General features: G+C 72.0%; 16 protein-coding genes. All 16 read left to right on the forward strand.

Features of this window, described 5'->3' with window-relative positions:
- The 16 genes from K8U61_RS09495 (at position 1) to K8U61_RS09570 (ending at position 15,212) form a co-directional block, all read left to right on the forward strand.
- On the forward strand, positions 1-1,245 hold the full coding sequence (locus K8U61_RS09495) for an acetyl-CoA hydrolase/transferase family protein (RefSeq protein ID WP_224122766.1): 1,245 nt from the start codon (positions 1-3) through the stop codon (positions 1,243-1,245).
- Positions 1,245-2,198 (forward strand): hydroxymethylglutaryl-CoA lyase, encoded by a 954-nt coding sequence (locus tag K8U61_RS09500; protein ID WP_224122767.1) that lies wholly within the window; start codon positions 1,245-1,247, stop codon positions 2,196-2,198. The genes K8U61_RS09495 and K8U61_RS09500 overlap by 1 nt, the downstream gene beginning before the upstream one ends.
- A 38-nt stretch (positions 2,199-2,236) precedes the next feature.
- Positions 2,237-2,998 carry an SDR family NAD(P)-dependent oxidoreductase gene (locus K8U61_RS09505; protein ID WP_224122768.1) on the forward strand — a complete coding sequence of 254 codons (762 nt, stop codon included), beginning with the start codon at positions 2,237-2,239 and terminating at the stop codon, positions 2,996-2,998.
- Positions 2,995-3,822, forward strand: a complete 828-nt coding sequence (gene menB, locus K8U61_RS09510; protein ID WP_224122769.1) for a 1,4-dihydroxy-2-naphthoyl-CoA synthase — start codon at positions 2,995-2,997, stop codon at positions 3,820-3,822. The genes K8U61_RS09505 and menB overlap by 4 nt, the downstream gene beginning before the upstream one ends.
- Positions 3,823-3,845: 23 nt before the next feature.
- On the forward strand, positions 3,846-4,619 hold the full coding sequence (locus K8U61_RS09515) for an enoyl-CoA hydratase/isomerase family protein (RefSeq protein ID WP_224122770.1): 774 nt from the start codon (positions 3,846-3,848) through the stop codon (positions 4,617-4,619).
- A 3-nt stretch (positions 4,620-4,622) separates the two neighbouring features.
- On the forward strand, positions 4,623-5,675 hold the full coding sequence (locus tag K8U61_RS09520) for an EamA family transporter (protein WP_224122771.1): 1,053 nt from the start codon (positions 4,623-4,625) through the stop codon (positions 5,673-5,675).
- A gap of 45 nt (positions 5,676-5,720) precedes the next feature.
- A complete protein-coding gene (locus K8U61_RS09525; RefSeq protein WP_224122772.1) occupies positions 5,721-6,920 on the forward strand; it encodes an ABC transporter substrate-binding protein in 1,200 nt (399 codons plus the stop codon).
- A gap of 10 nt (positions 6,921-6,930) precedes the next feature.
- Positions 6,931-7,785 (forward strand): branched-chain amino acid ABC transporter permease, encoded by an 855-nt coding sequence (locus K8U61_RS09530; RefSeq protein WP_224122773.1) that lies wholly within the window; start codon positions 6,931-6,933, stop codon positions 7,783-7,785.
- A gap of 2 nt (positions 7,786-7,787) precedes the next feature.
- Positions 7,788-8,822, forward strand: a complete 1,035-nt coding sequence (locus K8U61_RS09535; RefSeq protein WP_224122774.1) for a branched-chain amino acid ABC transporter permease — start codon at positions 7,788-7,790, stop codon at positions 8,820-8,822.
- Positions 8,819-9,520, forward strand: a complete 702-nt coding sequence (locus K8U61_RS09540) for an ABC transporter ATP-binding protein (protein WP_224122775.1) — start codon at positions 8,819-8,821, stop codon at positions 9,518-9,520. Before K8U61_RS09535 ends, K8U61_RS09540 begins: the two co-directional genes overlap by 4 nt.
- On the forward strand, positions 9,517-10,209 hold the full coding sequence (locus tag K8U61_RS09545; protein ID WP_224122776.1) for an ABC transporter ATP-binding protein: 693 nt from the start codon (positions 9,517-9,519) through the stop codon (positions 10,207-10,209). Before K8U61_RS09540 ends, K8U61_RS09545 begins: the two co-directional genes overlap by 4 nt.
- Positions 10,210-10,325: 116 nt before the next feature.
- Complete coding sequence (locus K8U61_RS09550; RefSeq protein WP_224122777.1) at positions 10,326-11,513, forward strand: CaiB/BaiF CoA transferase family protein; 1,188 nt, start codon at positions 10,326-10,328, stop codon at positions 11,511-11,513.
- Positions 11,510-12,316, forward strand: coding sequence for an enoyl-CoA hydratase/isomerase family protein (locus K8U61_RS09555; RefSeq protein WP_224122778.1), 807 nt, complete (start codon positions 11,510-11,512; stop codon positions 12,314-12,316). The genes K8U61_RS09550 and K8U61_RS09555 overlap by 4 nt, the downstream gene beginning before the upstream one ends.
- A gap of 5 nt (positions 12,317-12,321) precedes the next feature.
- Complete coding sequence (locus tag K8U61_RS09560; RefSeq protein ID WP_224122779.1) at positions 12,322-13,134, forward strand: enoyl-CoA hydratase/isomerase family protein; 813 nt, start codon at positions 12,322-12,324, stop codon at positions 13,132-13,134.
- Positions 13,135-13,143: 9 nt separating this feature from the next.
- Entirely contained in the window at positions 13,144-14,199 is a 1,056-nt protein-coding gene (locus K8U61_RS09565) for a phosphotransferase family protein (protein ID WP_224122780.1), read from the forward strand.
- Entirely contained in the window at positions 14,196-15,212 is a 1,017-nt protein-coding gene (locus tag K8U61_RS09570) for an Rv3169 family protein (protein WP_224122781.1), read from the forward strand. Before K8U61_RS09565 ends, K8U61_RS09570 begins: the two co-directional genes overlap by 4 nt.
- Positions 15,213-15,214 lie beyond the last annotated feature (2 nt).

Below are 15,214 nucleotides of genomic sequence, written 5' to 3' on the forward strand. Positions count from 1 at the left end.
ATGATCGACGTCGGCGCCTTCCTGCACCCCGGGGACGGGGTGTGGTGGGGACAGGGGAGCGCAGAGCCCGAGCCGCTGGTCAACGCCGTCCTCGACGTCGTCGACCGGGTCGGCCCGATCCGCGCGTTCTCCGGGCTCACCTGGAACGAGCGCCTCTCCGGTGACCTGCCCGAGCAGCTGACCGTCGTCTCGTACGGCGGCCTCGGCCGGCTCCGGGCCCTGAGCCGGCACGGGCGCCTCGACGTCGTGCCCTGCCACTACTCCGCGATCCCGCGGATGTTCGCGACGGGGGCGCTGCCCAACGACGTCGGCTTCGTCCAGGTGTCGCCGCCCGACCGCGACGGCTACGTGACGCTCGGGACCGGCGTCGAGTACGTCGCCGACGCGATCCCGCACACCCGCACCCTGATCGCCGAGATCAACGCGCAGATGCCGCCCACGGTCGGCGGGCCGCGACTGCCGCTGTCCGCCTTCGCCGCCGTCGTGGAGACCGACCGGCCGCTCCGCGAGGCGCCCGGGCGTCCGGCGGACCACGTCGACGTCGCGATCGCCGGCCACGTCGCGTCGATCATCGACGACGGCGCCACCATCCAGATCGGGGTCGGGTCGCTCCCGTCGGCGGTCCTCGAGGCTCTCGCCGGCCACCGCGACCTCGGCTTCCACAGCGGGATGCTCAGCGACACCGTGCTCACGCTCGTCGAGAAGGGAGTGATCACCGGCGCCAAGAAGGAGATCGATGCCGGCGTCGTGGTCACGGGTGCCGCGCTGTGCTCAGCCGGCGGCTACGCGCGGCTCGGCGCCCTTCCCGTCGAGTTCCGCGCCGCGTCGTACACGCACGCGCCGCCGGTCCTCTCCCAGCTGGGCTCGCTCGTCTCGATCAACTCCGCGATCGAGGTCGACCTGCTCGGCCAGGTGGGCGCCGAGCTCGCGCGCGGTGTCCACATCGGCGCGACCGGCGGCCAGGTGGACTTCAGCCGGGCCGCGTCGCTGACCGGCACCCGGTCGATCATCGCGCTGCGCTCGACCGTCGGGTCGGGCGAGACGTCCGAGTCGACGATCGTCCCCGCGCTGCGCAGCGGCGTCGTCACGACCGCGCGCGTCGACGTCGACGCCGTCGTCACCGAGCACGGGGTCGCCATGCTGACCGGCTGCACGGTCGCCGAGAGGGCGCTGCGACTGATCGAGGTCGCCGCGCCGGAGCACCGCGAGGCGCTGCAGCGCAGCCTCGCCGAGCAGGAGATGTGATGTCCCAGACGCAGGCCTTCCCCAACGCCACCCGTGGCGAGACGCGCACCGTGCAGATCCGCGAGGTCGGCCCCCGCGACGGCTTCCAGAACGAGCCGGAGACGATCGCGACGCCGGACAAGATCCGGCTGATCGACGCCCTCGGCCGCGCCGGGTTCAAGCGGATCGAGGTCGCCAGCTTCGTCCGGCCCGACGTCATCCCGCAGCTCTCCGACGGCATCGAGGTGCTGCGCGGCATCGACCTGCCCGACGACGTCGACCGGATGGTGCTGATCCCCAACAGCCGCGGCCTCGACAACGCCCTCGCCGTCCGGGACCTCTTCGAGGAGGCCACGCTCTTCGTCAGCGCGAGCCAGACGCACAACACGAAGAACATCAACCGGTCGGTCGAGGAGACGATGGCCGACGTGGCCGTCATGGGCAAGCGCATCGTCGCCGAGGACCTCACGCTCTGCGCCGTCATCGCGACGTCCTTCGGCTGCCCCTACGAGGGACCCGTGCCCATGGACCGGGTCCTCGACCTGGCCGAGCAGTTCGCCGCCGCGGGCGCCACCGAGATCGGCTTCGGCGACACCACCGGCATGTGCAACCCGGCGTACTCCCGCGCCTTCTTCGAGGCCGCCATCGAGCGGCTCCCCGGCATCGAGGTCACCGCCCACTTCCACAACACCCGGGGGCAGGGCCTCGCCAACGCGTACGCCGCGCTCGAGGCCGGCTGCCGCAGCTTCGAGTCCAGCTTCGGCGAGCTCGGCGGCTGCCCGGTCCCGAAGGGGTCCACGGGCAACATCGCCACCGAGGACCTCGTCTCGATGTTCCACGAGATGGGCGTCGACACCGGCCTGGACCTCGCGGCCGTGATCGAGGCGGCCCGGGAGGCACAGTCCACCCTGGGCCGGAAGCTGACCAGCCACTCGATCGTCGCCGGGCCGGTCACCTGGTACCCGGCGTCCTGAACCACTCACCCGATCCCACCAACACAGGAGAGACACCCATGAGCAACCGAGTCGCACTGGTCACCGGAGGCGCCCAGGGCATCGGCAAGGGCATCGCCACCACGCTCGGTGCCGAGGGCTTCCGGGTGGTCATCGCCGACCTCAACCTCGAGGTCGCCGAGCAGACCGCCAAGGAGATCAGCGCCGCGGGCGGCGAGGCGATCGCGGTCCAGGTCGACGTGACCTCCACCGAGTCGGTCCGTGCGGCCGTCGCGACCGTCGAGCAGGAGCTCGGCCCGGTCGAGGTGGTCGTCAACAACGCCGGCTTCGACGACTTCATGCCCTTCGTCAAGACCACCGAGGACTTCTGGGAGCGCATCCTCGACGTCAACTTCAAGGGTCACCTGCGGGTCATCCAGGCGACCGTGCCCGGCATGATCGAGCGCGGCTTCGGGCGGGTCATCAACATCGGCTCCGACGCCGGCCGCGTCGGCTCCTCCCTCGAGGCCGTCTACTCCGGCGCCAAGGGCGGCATCATCGCCTTCGGCAAGACCCTGGCCCGCGAGGTCGCCACCAAGGGCGTCACGGTCAACACCGTCTGCCCCGGCCCGACGGACACCCCGGCGCTGCGCAAGTTCGCCGACGGCCAGGGCGACGACGCCGAGAAGGTGATCGGCGGCATGGCCCGCGCCGTCCCGATGAAGCGCCTCGGCACCCCCGAGGACATCGGCCCCGCCGTGGCGTTCTTCGCCTCCGACGGCGCCGGCTTCGTCACCGGCCAGACGCTGTCGGTCAGCGGCGGCCTGACGATGGCCGGATGAGCCCCGAGACCTGGACCCCGCAGGGCGAGTGGACGGACATCCGCTACGAGACGACCCCGGACGGGATCGCCAGGATCACCATCGACCGCCCCGAGGTGCACAACGCCTTCCGGCCGCAGACCCTGGTCGAGGTCGACCAGGCGCTGCGGCTCGCCCGGGAGGACGAGCGGGTCGGCGTCATCGTCCTCACGGGCGCCGGCGACCGCGCCTTCTGCTCCGGCGGTGACCAGCGGGTGCGTGGCGAGAGCGGCTACCAGCTCGACGAGAGCGCGACCGGCCGCTTCCACGTGACCGACCTCCACGTCGCGATGCGGCGCTGCCCCAAGCCGATCGTCGCGATGGTGGCGGGCTGGGCGATCGGCGGCGGCCACGTGCTGCACCTCGTCTGCGACCTGACCATCGCGGCCGACAACGCCCGCTTCGGCCAGGTCGGCCCGCGGGTCGGCTCCTTCGACGGCGGCTACGGGTCGAGCATCCTCGCCGACCTCGTCGGGCCGAAGAAGGCCAAGGAGATCTGGTTCCTCTGCCGGCAGTACGACGCCGCGACCGCGCTCGAGATGGGTCTGGTCAACACGGTCGTCCCCCTGGCCGACCTCGAGGCCGAGACGATGCGCTGGTGCCGCGAGATGCTCGCGCTCTCGCCGTACGCGCTGCGGCTCTCGAAGCTCAGCTTCCACGCCCACGAGGACGGCTACGCCGGCATCCAGCAGCTGGCCCACGACGCCAACCTCCTCTTCTACGGCACCGCCGAAGCCGCCGAGGGCCGCGAGGCCTTCAAGGCCAAGCGCGCCCCCGACTTCACCCCGTTCCCGCGGCGTCCCTGACCCGCCGACCCCAGGAGAGTCCTGTGTCCGACACCGTCGTCACCTGGCGCACCCACGCACCCGGCATCTGGGTGGTCACCATGGACCGCCCGCCGGCCAACGCTCTCGGCCTGCCGATCCTCGACGGGCTGCACGCGCTGTGCGACGCCGCCGAGGCGGCCGGCGACGTGAAGGTCGTCGTGATCGAGTCGGCTCTGGACGGCTTCTTCGCCGCCGGGGCCGACATCAAGCACATGTCGACCATCGACGCGTCGTCCTTCCTCGCCTACGGCGACCGGATGCGCTCGGCGAACGACCGGCTCGAGGCCGCCTCCTTCCTCTCCATCGCCGCCGTCGACGGGCTCGCCCTGGGCGGCGGGCTCGAGCTCGCGATGGCCTGCACGATGCGGGTGGCGGGCGCCGCCGCGAGGCTCGGCCTCCCCGAGGTCAAGCTGGGGCTGATCCCCGGCGCCGGCGGCACCCAGCGGCTCCCGCGGCTGGTGGGCCACGGCCGGGCCCTCGACATCATGCTGACCGCGCGCCAGGTGCCCGCCGACGAGGCGCACGCGATCGGCCTCGTCGACCGGCTGACCGACGGCCGGGCCGTCGACGCGGCGCTCGACCTGGCCGCCGAGCTGGCCGGGTCGTCGCTGCCGGCCCAGCTCGCCGTCGTCCGCAGCGTCACCGCCGCCTCCGAGCTGCCGCTCGAGCAGGGCATGAAGCTCGAGGCCGAGCAGGAGCAGGGACTCTTCGAGCACGGCGAGGCCGCGGAGGGCATCGCCGCCTTCGTCGCCAAGCGCCGGCCCGACTTCGCCTGACCCGTGCCGCCCCTGGCCCCCGAGACCAGCAGGACGACGCTGCTGGCCGCGCTGGTGACCGTCTGGGTGCTGTGGGGCTCGGTCTACCTCGCCATCCGCATCGTGGTCGACGAGGTCGACCCCTTCCAGGCGATGGCCCAGCGGTTCGCCGCGGCGGCGCTGATCCTCGCCGCGATCGTCGTCGTACGGCGTGGTGCACGAGGCCTCCGCGTGTCCCGCCGGGAGGTCGGCGCGCTGGTGGCCACGGGCGTGCTGCTGGTCGGGCTCGGCAACGGGTTGCAGGCGCTCGCCCAGGTGCGCGGCCTGCCCTCGGGCGTGGCCGCGCTCGTCGTCGCGACCGTCCCGGCGTGGGCGGTGCTGCTCCGGGTCGCCACGGGGGAGCGACCGTCGTCGATGACCCTCGCCGGCGTCGCCGTCGGCTTCCTCGGCCTGGCGGTGCTCGTCCTGCTCGGCCACGGCGTCGGCGAGGCCCTGCCGATCGGTGCCGTCCTGCTCTGCCTGGGCAGCAGCATCAGCTGGACCCTCGGCTCCTTTCTGGCCGGGACGCTCGCCCTCCCCGACGACCTCTTCGTGGTGGCGACGTACCAGCAGCTGGTCGCCGCCTGCTGCTCCTCGCTGCTGGCGTTCGGTCACGGCGAGCGGTTCAGCGTCGACTACTCGGTGGGCGGCTGGGCGGCGCTCGCCTACCTCGTGGTGGCCTGCTCGATCGTCTCGTTCGTCGCCTTCGCGTGGCTGCTCACGCACGTGCCGCTGTCGCTCACCGCCACCCACGCCTACGTCAACCCGGTGGTCGCCGTGCTGCTCGGCTGGGCGATCCTCGCCGAGCCCCTCGGGGCCCCGGTCCTGGTCGGCGGCGGCATCGTCGTGAGCGCCGTGGTGCTCATCGTGACGGCCGAGCGTCGGCCCTCCGACCCCCTCTCGGAAGGGGCTCCTGTGACGGCGATCACTCCTGTGGGGGAGGCGAATGCCCCTTCAGAGGGGCGAAACTATCGAATTGTCAGACCACAATCTCTCCCACGAGCCGGTACGGACGAGCCGTGCCGCTCTCACGAGTAGGGGAGAGCTGTGAAGAGCACAGTTTCGACTAAGGCGGCGACGACCATGGCGGTCGTCCTGGTCCTGGGCACCACCCTCGCCGCCTGCGGGTCGGCGAGCAGCAACGACTCGGGGAGCGATGGCGGTGACGACAGCACGATCAAGATCGCGCTGATCCCGCCGACGAGCGGGGCGCTGGCCCAGTTCGGCACCGATGCGGTGAAGGGCTGGCAGGTCGCCGCCGACATGGTCAACGCCAAGGGCGGCATCGACGGCCACAAGGTCGAGCTGATCACCAAGGGCACCGACGCCGACCCGGCCACCACGATCCGCGTGGCCAAGGAGGCGGTGACCCAGGACGGCGCCCAGTTCATCGGCGCCGTGATGACCTCGCCCGAGCACGCGGCGCTCAACGCCCAGCTCGCCGGCATGGGGGCGCTCGACTTCAACGCGCTCGGCAAGGACGACGCGCTGGTGGGCGAGCAGTGCTCGCCGAACGCCTTCCACATCGTCCAGACGAGCAGCATGGACCTCAACGGCCTGGCGTCCTCCATCGACGAGATGCCCGGTGACAAGTGGGCGATCATGGCCGTCGACTACGCCACCGGGCACAGCGCCGCCGACAAGTTCACCGAGGAGGCGGAGAAGGCCGGCAAGACGATCGTCTCGACGCAGTTCGCGCCGCTCAACACGACCGACTTCGGCTCCTACATCACGAAGATCAAGGACAGCGGCGCCGACGCGGTCTTCGCGGTGGAGTACGGCGCCGACGGCGTCGCCTTCGTCAAGCAGGCCGAGCAGTTCAACCTCTCGTCCCAGGTCAAGACGGTCCTCGGCTTCAACATGGTCTCCGAGCCGCTCTTCCCGACGCTCGGCGACAGCATCGTCGGCTACTACAACAACGTCGGGTACGACGTGAACGCCGACAACGACCTCAACCAGGAGTTCGTGGACGCCTACACGAAGGCCAACGGCAGCGCGCCGTACTACGTCCCGGCCGACAACTTCCTCGCCGCCGAGACGCTCTTCGCCGGCATCGAGAAGGCGGGCAGCACCGACCCCGACGACGTCGCGGCCGCGCTGAACGACCTCACCTTCGACTCGATCGACGGGTCGGTGACGCTCCGCGGCGCCGACCACCAGCTGCTCCGGCCGTCGTACCTCGGTCAGGTCGAGGGCAGCGGCAAGGACCTCAGCTTCAAGATCCTGAGCTCGGCGGAGGCGTCCACCACGACGCCCGAGCCCAGCGCCGACTGCAAGATGTGAGGACGGGTTCGTGAACGCCGCGCAGCTGCTCAACGGCATCGCCCTGGGCTCCTTGTTGATGGTCCTGAGCTCGGGCCTGGCGATGATCTACGGCCTGCGCGGCGTCACGAACTTCGCGCACGGCGCGCTCTACATGTCCGGCGCGTACCTCGCCTACACGCTCTCGGACCGGCTCAGCTTCTGGGCCGCGCTGGTCCTGGTCCCGGTGATCCTCGCGGTCATCGGGGTGGTGCTGGAGATGGTCTTCTTCCGGCCGCTCCAGCACCGGTCCCACATCGAGCTCGGGCTCATCACCTTCGGCCTGGCGCTCATCGCCGAGCGCCTGGTCGTGCTGATCTGGGGGGAGAAGACCCTCTCGGTCGACCCGCCCCCCGGGCTGACGGGCACCACATCCGTCCTCGGGGTCGACTACCCGACGTACCGGCTCGGGATCATCGTCGTGGCGCTGGCGCTGGCGGCGATCCTCGTCATGTGGCTGCGCTACACCCGCACCGGGCTCTACGTCCGGGCGGCCAGCCAGGACATCGAGACCGCCGGGATCATGGGCATCGACGTCAACCGGGTGAGCCTGATCGTCGTCAGCTTCGGCGCCGCCCTGGCCGGCCTGGCCGGGACGCTCGCGGCGCCCTACGTCTCGCTCGACCCCAACATGGGCAACAGCTTCCTCATCATCGTCCTCATCGTCGTGGTGATCGGCGGCATCGGCAGCATCGGTGGCGCGATGGTCGCCGGCATGGGCCTCGGGATCATCCAGACGGTCAGCACCGTCTGGTCGCCGTCGGTCGCCGTGGTCGTCCCGTACGTCGCCCTCGTGGTCGTCCTTCTCTGGCGACCGCAGGGCCTGGCCGGAAAGAGAGTCTCGTGAGCGTGACCACCCTCCCTGACGCACCGCCGGCGGACGTCGTCGCACCGAGGTCCCGGCGCCGGCCGGGGCGCACCCTCCTCGGCGCCGGGCTCATCGTGGCGGTGCTGCTCGCCGGCCTCTCGGTGCCCTACATCATCAAGGACCCCTACACGATGGGGCTCGTCCTCGAGATGGCGCTCCTGGGCCTGCCCGCGCTGGGCATCGGCTTCCTGGCCCGCCACCTCGGCCTGATCAGCCTCGGCCACTCGGCCTTCTTCGGCGCCGCCGCCTACTCGGTCGGCATCGCGGTCAACCGGTGGGACCTCTCGCTCACGGCGGCCGTCGGCTTCGCCGTCGTCGTCGGCACCCTGGTCTCGCTCGTGATGGGCGTGCTCGTGGTGCGGGCGTCCGGCATGGGCTTCCTCATGCTGACGCTGGCGCTGTCGATGGCGCTGTGGCAGCTGGCCCTGCAGACCTCCTTCCGGCCGTGGACCGGCGCGCACGACGGCCTGCTGATCAACGCCGGCGCGGACGCGAGCTTCCTCGGCATGGGGCCGAGGGAGATCCAGGACCCCGGCCTCTTCTGGGCCGGCGTGTGGGTCTCGCTCATGGGTGCGGCCCTCGTGCTCTGGCTGGTCGGTCGCTCCCGCTTCGGCGTGCTGCTTGAGGGCATCCGCGAGAACGAGGAGCGGATGCGCTTCTCCGGCTACGGCACCTTCCTGCCGCGGCTCGCGGCCTTCACGCTCACCGGCGTCGTGGCCTCGCTGGGTGGCGCGCTCTTCGCGGTCAACGCCGGCTACATCTCGCCCGACATCCTCGGCTTCACCCGCGCCGGTGACTCGCTCATCGCCGTCCTCATCGGCGGGCCGGCGAGCCTCGCGGGGCCGCTGATCGGCACCGGACTCTTCGTGTGGGCCCAGGCGCACCTCAACTTCGGCGGCAACCTGCACCTCTTCACCGGGATCGCGCTGATCCTCGTCCTCGTCTTCCTGCCCGGCGGCCTGACCGGCGCCGTGCAGCGCATCGCCCGAGCCCTCCGGAAGGGAGGATCGCGATGAGCATCTTCTCCGCGTCGGGCCTGACGGTCCGCTACGGCGCGCTCGCCGCGCTGACCGACGTCGCCATCGAGCTCGAGCCGGGCGTGGTCCACGGCGTGATCGGCCCGAACGGAGCCGGCAAGTCGACCTTCATCGACGCCCTGTCCGGCCGCCGACGGCCGTCCTCCGGCGTCGTCCGGCTCGACGGCGACGACATCACCCGCCGCTCGGTGCGGTGGCGTCGCGCCCACGGCGTCTCCCGGTCCTTCCAGCGGACCAGCGTCTTCGGGTCGATGACCGTCCGGACGCAGCTGGAGATGATCGCCCGCCGCAACGACGAGCCCGACCTGGACGAGATCGTCTCGACGCTCGGCCTCGACGAGGTCCAGGACCAGGTCTGCTCGGAGATCGCCTACGGCACCCAGCGGTCCGTCGACCTCGCGATCGCCCTGATCGGGCGGCCGCGGGTGGTGCTCCTCGACGAGCCGTGCGCCGGCCTGGTGGCCGACGAGTCGGTCCGGATGCTCGAGCACGTCCGCACCCTCTGCACGGAGCGCGACGTCGCGGCCCTCCTGGTCGAGCACGACGTCGAGGGCGTGTTCCGCACCTGCGACGTCATCACCGTCCTCGACCTCGGCTCGGTGCTCGCCACGGGCGCCCCGGCCGAGGTCCGCGCCAACCCGGACGTCGTCCGGGCCTACCTGGGGAGCGCCGCATGAGCACCGTCCTCGAGTTCCGCCACGTCTCCGCGTCGTACGCCGGAGCGCGCATCCTGCAGGACGTCTCGTTCGCCATCGAGGAGGGCGAGACCGTCGGGCTCGTGGGACGCAACGGCGCGGGCAAGTCGACCACGCTGCTCTCCGTCTACGGCGTTCCGCAGGTCACCGGGGAGATCCTGGTCGCGGGCAAGCCGCTGCGCGGTGGCGCGCACGTGCCGACCAGCCGCGGCGTCTCGCTCGTCCCGCAGGGCAAGCGGATCTTCAGCAACCTGACCGTCGAGGAGAACATCCTGCTCGGGCGGGCCTCGCGCCGGCACGGCTCGTGGACGCTCGACGCCGTCTACGACCTCTTCCCCAACCTGGCGCGCGGCAAGGGCCGTCCCGGCACGTCGCTGTCGGGCGGCGAGCAGCAGATGCTGGCCATCGCCCGGTCGCTGATGAGCGAGCCCGCGCTGCTGATGCTGGACGAGCCGACCGAGGGCCTCGCCCCGGTCATCATCGACGCGATCGTCGAGGCGCTGATGGAGATCCAGAGCCGGGGTACGGCGCTCCTGCTGGTGGAGCAGCACATCGGCATGATCCAGAAGGTCGCCCAGCGCTACCTCGCCCTGCGCTCGGGCCAGCTGGTCGGCGAGGGCGCGGTGAGCCAGCTCGAGGACCGCGCGGTCCAGGAGCTCATCGCCCTCTAGGTCACGTCAGCGGCCCGACTGGAGCGACCTCCACCGTCGCCGGGTCACCTCATGGTCTGACCATTTATGCCCGGCCTAGTCTGGTCGGGACAGCGCCCGAACAGGGAGGACGCCACGTGGAGCACACAGGCCCGCTCGCCGGGCTCAAGGTCGTCGAGATCGGCAGCATCGGCCCGGGTCCGTTCTGCGCGATGCTGCTGGCCGACCTCGGCGCCGACGTGGTCCGGCTCGACCGCGCGAGCGGCGCGGCCCTGGTCGGTCCCAACGCCGACTTCCGCACCGAGGTCATGCACCGCGGCCGCCGGTCGGTCGCCGTCGACCTCAAGAACCCCCGCGGCCGCGAGGTCGTGCTCGAGCTGGTCCGGGACGCCGACGCCCTGCTCGAGGGCTTCCGCCCCGGCGTCACCGAGCGGTTGGGCGTCGGCCCGGAGGACTGCTGGGCGGTGAACCCGCGGCTGGTCTACGGCCGGATGACCGGCTACGGCCAGGACGGCCCGATGGCGCAGGCGGTCGGCCACGACCTCAACTACGTCGCGCAGAGCGGCGTCCTCTCGATGATCGGCCGCGCCGGTCGGGCTCCGGTCCCGCCGTTGAGCCTGGTCGGTGACTTCGGTGGCGGCGGCCTGATCCTCGCGCTCGGCCTCCTGGCCGCCGTGATCGAGGCACGGGAGTCCGGCCGCGGGCAGGTCGTCGACGCGGCGATGACCGACGGTGCGGCGCTGCTCGGCGCGGCGTTCCACGGCTTCGTCAGCAACGGCACCTGGCACAGCGGCAACGCCGGTCGCGGCACCAACATCGTCGACAGCGGCGCCCCCTTCTACGACGCCTACGCCTGCTCGGACGGCGCCTACCTCGCCGTCGCGGCGATGGAGCCGCACTTCTACGCCGAGCTGCTCGAGGTCCTCGAGCTGGACCCCGCGACCCTGCCGCCCCAGCTCGACCAGTCGCAGTGGCCCGCGCTCAAGCAGACCATCGCCGACCGCGTCCGCACCCGGACCCGCGCGGACTGGGTGGCGCGCGCCGACGGTCGTGCGTGCGTCTCCGCGGTCCTCGACCCGGAGGAGGCCTGGGCCCACCCGCACAACGTCGCCCGGCAGACCTTCACCGAGCTCGCCGGCGTCACCCAGCCGACCCCCCAGCCGCGCTTCGGCCGCACCCCGGCCCGCATCGACGGGCCGCCCCCGGCCCCCGGTGAGCACACCCGGTCCGCGCTCGCCGACTGGGGCGTCGACCCCGACACGATCGCCGCCTGGGAGCAGGCCGGCGCCGTACGACAGGAATCCCTGCAGGAGGAGATGGCGTGAGAGCGCTCGACCGCACCTACGAGACGTTGCTGCTGGAGGAGGTGGAGCCCGGCATCGTCGTCGTCACGCTCAACCGGCCCACGCGCTACAACGCGATGACGAACACCATGTTCGACGAGCTGGAGCGGATGGCGCTCGACCTCAACGACGAGGATGACTGCCGCGCGGTGGTGCTCACCGGTGCGGGCAAGGCGTTCTGCGCCGGCTACGACCTCGCCGACGCGGACCTGCTGGCCGACCTCGGCGCGATGGCGATGCTCGACCAGCAGGAGCGCGCCTGCCGCGCCCTGCTCGCGGTCCGCTCGATGCGGCACCCGGTCATCGCGGCGGTCAACGGCGCGGCCACCGGTGGCGGCCTCGCGCTCACCCTGGCCTGCGACATCCGGATCGCCGGACCCGAGGCGAAGTTCAACACCGCCTTCGTGAAGATCGGGCTCTCCTCCGGCGACCTCGGCACCTCGTGGACCCTCAGCCGGCTGTGCGGCCCCGCCATCGCCAGCGAGCTCGGCTTCACCGGCCGGATGGTGCTCGCCGAGGAGGCCGCCGCGCTGCGCCTGGTCAACCGGGTCGCCGACGACTGCGTCGCGGCCGCCCTCGAGCTGGCCCGCGAGATCAGCTCCAACAGCCCCGGCGGCGTCCAGCTCTCGAAGCGCGCGCTCCAGGCCAACATGGAGGTCGGCTCCTTCGCCGCCGCCATCGAGCTCGAGAACAGGGGCCAGGCGCTGCTCACCCGCGGCACCGACATGCCCGAAGCCCTCGCGGCCTTCAAGGAGAAGCGCCCGCCGATCTTCACCGGAGCGTGAGTCACGTGGACATCGACTTCCCCGAGCTGGAGACGCTCACGTTCGAGATCGCCGAGGAGGGCGTCGGCGTGCTGCGGATCAACCGCCCGGACCGGATGAACTCCCAGACGATCCGGATGTTCAGCGAGTACGGCGAGGCCGCGTTCGCGCTGCGCGACGCACCCCTGCGCTCGCTCGTCGTGACCGGCGCCGGCGACCGGGCCTTCTGCGCCGGCTTCGACCTCGACGAGATCCACCAGATCACCGAGATGGGCGTGCGGGAGTTCCTCAAGTTCCAGGAGACCGCGACCGGCGGTATCCAGGCCATCCGGCACCTGCCCTTCCCGGTCATCGCCGCGATCCACGGCCCGGCCACCGGCGGCGGACTCGCGCTCGCGCTCGCCGCGGACATCCGCCTCTGCGACGAGAAGGCCAAGTTCTCCGCGGCCTTCGTCAAGGTCGGTCTCTCGGTCGGCGAGCTCGGCACCTCCTACCACCTGACCCGGCTGCTCGGCCCGGCCGTGGCCGCCGAGATCGGCTACACCGCCCGCATCGTGGGCGCGGAGGAGGCCGCCCGCATCGGCCTCGTCAACCGGATGGTGCCGGCCGACTCGCTGTGGGAGGAGACCCTCGCGATGGCGCGGCTGATCGCCAGCAACAGCCCCAGCGGGGTGCGGATGTCCAAGCGCGCGATCCAGCGCAACCAGGAGATCACGTCGTACGCCGCGGCCCTGGAGCTGGAGAACCGCGGGCAGGCCCTGATGTCGCGCACGCGGGACATGCCGGAGGCGCTCGCGGCGTTCAAGGAGAAGCGCCCGCCCGTCTTCACGGGCGAGTGAGCGGCGCCGATGAGTGACTGGGACTGGTCCGAGGACGACCTCGGCCGGCTGGCCGCGTTCCTCGCCGACCGGGGGCTGACCTCGGGCGCCGTGAGCACGCGCCGGATCGGCGACGGGCACTCCAACCTCACCTACCTGGTGAGCGACGGAGCCGGCCGGAGCGTCGTCGTCCGCCGGCCGCCGCCCCCGCCGACGCCGCCGGGCGCCCACGACATGCTCCGCGAGGCGCGTTGGATCGACGCCCTCGCCGGGACGTCGGTGCCGGTGGCGCCGCTGCTCGCCACGGCCGAGGCCGGCGAGGTGATCGACGTGCACTTCTACGTCATGGGCTTCGCACGCGGACCGGTCGTCACGACACGGACCCCCACGCCGCTGGACACGCCCGGCGTACGCCGCGACCTCGGCCACGCGCTCGTGGACACCCTGGCCGACCTCCACGCCGTCGACTGGCGGGGCCGCGGCCTCGCCGACATGGGCCGGCCGGAGGGCTTCAACGAGCGGCACCTCCACCGGATGGGCCGGCTGGTCGCGGACGGTGCGGGTGACCCGCCCGCCCACTTCGCCCCGATCGTGTCGTGGCTGTCCGCCCGGGTCCCCGCCGAGTCCGGGGCGGCGATCGTCCACAACGACTACCGCGTGGGCAACGTCGTCCTCTCGGAGTCCGCGCCGGGCACCATCGCCGCCGTGCTCGACTGGGAGCTGACCACGATCGGCGACCCACTCTTCGACCTCGGCTACTTCCTCTCCTCGGTGCCCGAGCCGGACACGGCGATGACGCCGACCGAGGAGCTCGGCACAGCGATGCTCGAGCCCGGCTGGCCCACGCGCAAGGAGCTCGCCGACCGCTACGCCGAGCGCACGGGCGCCGACCTCGCGGACCTCACCTGGTACACCACGCTCGCGCTCTGGAAGCTCGCCGTGCTCTACGAGTACGGCCGGCGCCGCGCCGTCCGCGGCGTCGGCGACCCCTACTACGCAGACCAGGCGCTCGTGCAGTCCTTCCTGGACGCGGCGCACCACACCGCCGGGCTCGACCCGGCCCCTCGACCCTCGGAGCACCCGTGACCCAGACCCGCCCGGAGTTCCACGACGCGATCGTCACCCCCGCCGACCTCGACGGGCTGCCGACCGGCTTCTTCGACCGCTTCGTCGTCAACCTGCACCCGACGTCCGGCACGGCGCCGTCGGTGCTCGTCGGCTGCGGACTGCACCCCGTCCGTGGCACCGTCGACGGCTTCGCGGTGCTCGTGACGCCCACCGAGCAGCGCAACGCGCGCTTCTACACCGAGCTCGCCGCGACCGACTGGTCGTCCTGCGGCCCGCTCTCGTGGGAGGTCGTCGAGCCCAACCGCGAGTGGCGGCTCGCGCTCGGCGACAACCCGACCGGGATGACCTTCGACGTGACCTGGCGGGCTCGGGCGCCGTACTGGTGGGGGACCGTCGACGTCGACAACCCGTCGGGCGGCACGACCTCCTTCGACCACCTCTTCCAGTCCGGCCTGGTCTCCGGGACGCTGACCGTCGACGGCGACACGACCCCGGTCGACGGGTGGTACTCCCAGCGCGACCGCTCCCGCGGGCTGCGCACGATGGCCGGCGGCCAGGGGCTGCACATCTGGTACCAGGCGCAGTTCCCCGACCGCTCGATCGGCTTCCTGCTGGTCGAGCGGCGCGACGGCTCGCGGATCATGCTCGAGGGCGCCGTGATGCACACCGACGGCACGCTCGACGACATCGTCGACGTCCGGCACGCGCTGGTGCTCGACGACCTGGACCTGCGCGGCGGCACCGTCGAGGTGACCACGGCCTCGGGCGCCGTCTACCGCGTCGGGTGCGACGGCACGGCCGGTGGCGGCTTCATGGCCGGCGCCGGCTACGGCGGCCACCACGGCGAGGCGAAGGGCGTCGACCACGTGGAGGGCGAGACCTGGGAGCTCGGCTCCGTCTCCCAGCGGACGCTGGACTCCTCGCTCACCGACCGGCTCGCGACCTTCGACTGGGACGGTACGGCGGGGTCGGGGATCTTCGAGCTCGCGCTGTCCCGCTCCTCGTCGTACTCGTACGTGTCGACGCTGTAGTC

Origin of the sequence: Nocardioides mangrovi, from assembly GCF_020073815.1 — a bacterium.
Classification (GTDB): Bacteria; Actinomycetota; Actinomycetes; order Propionibacteriales; family Nocardioidaceae; genus Nocardioides; species Nocardioides mangrovi.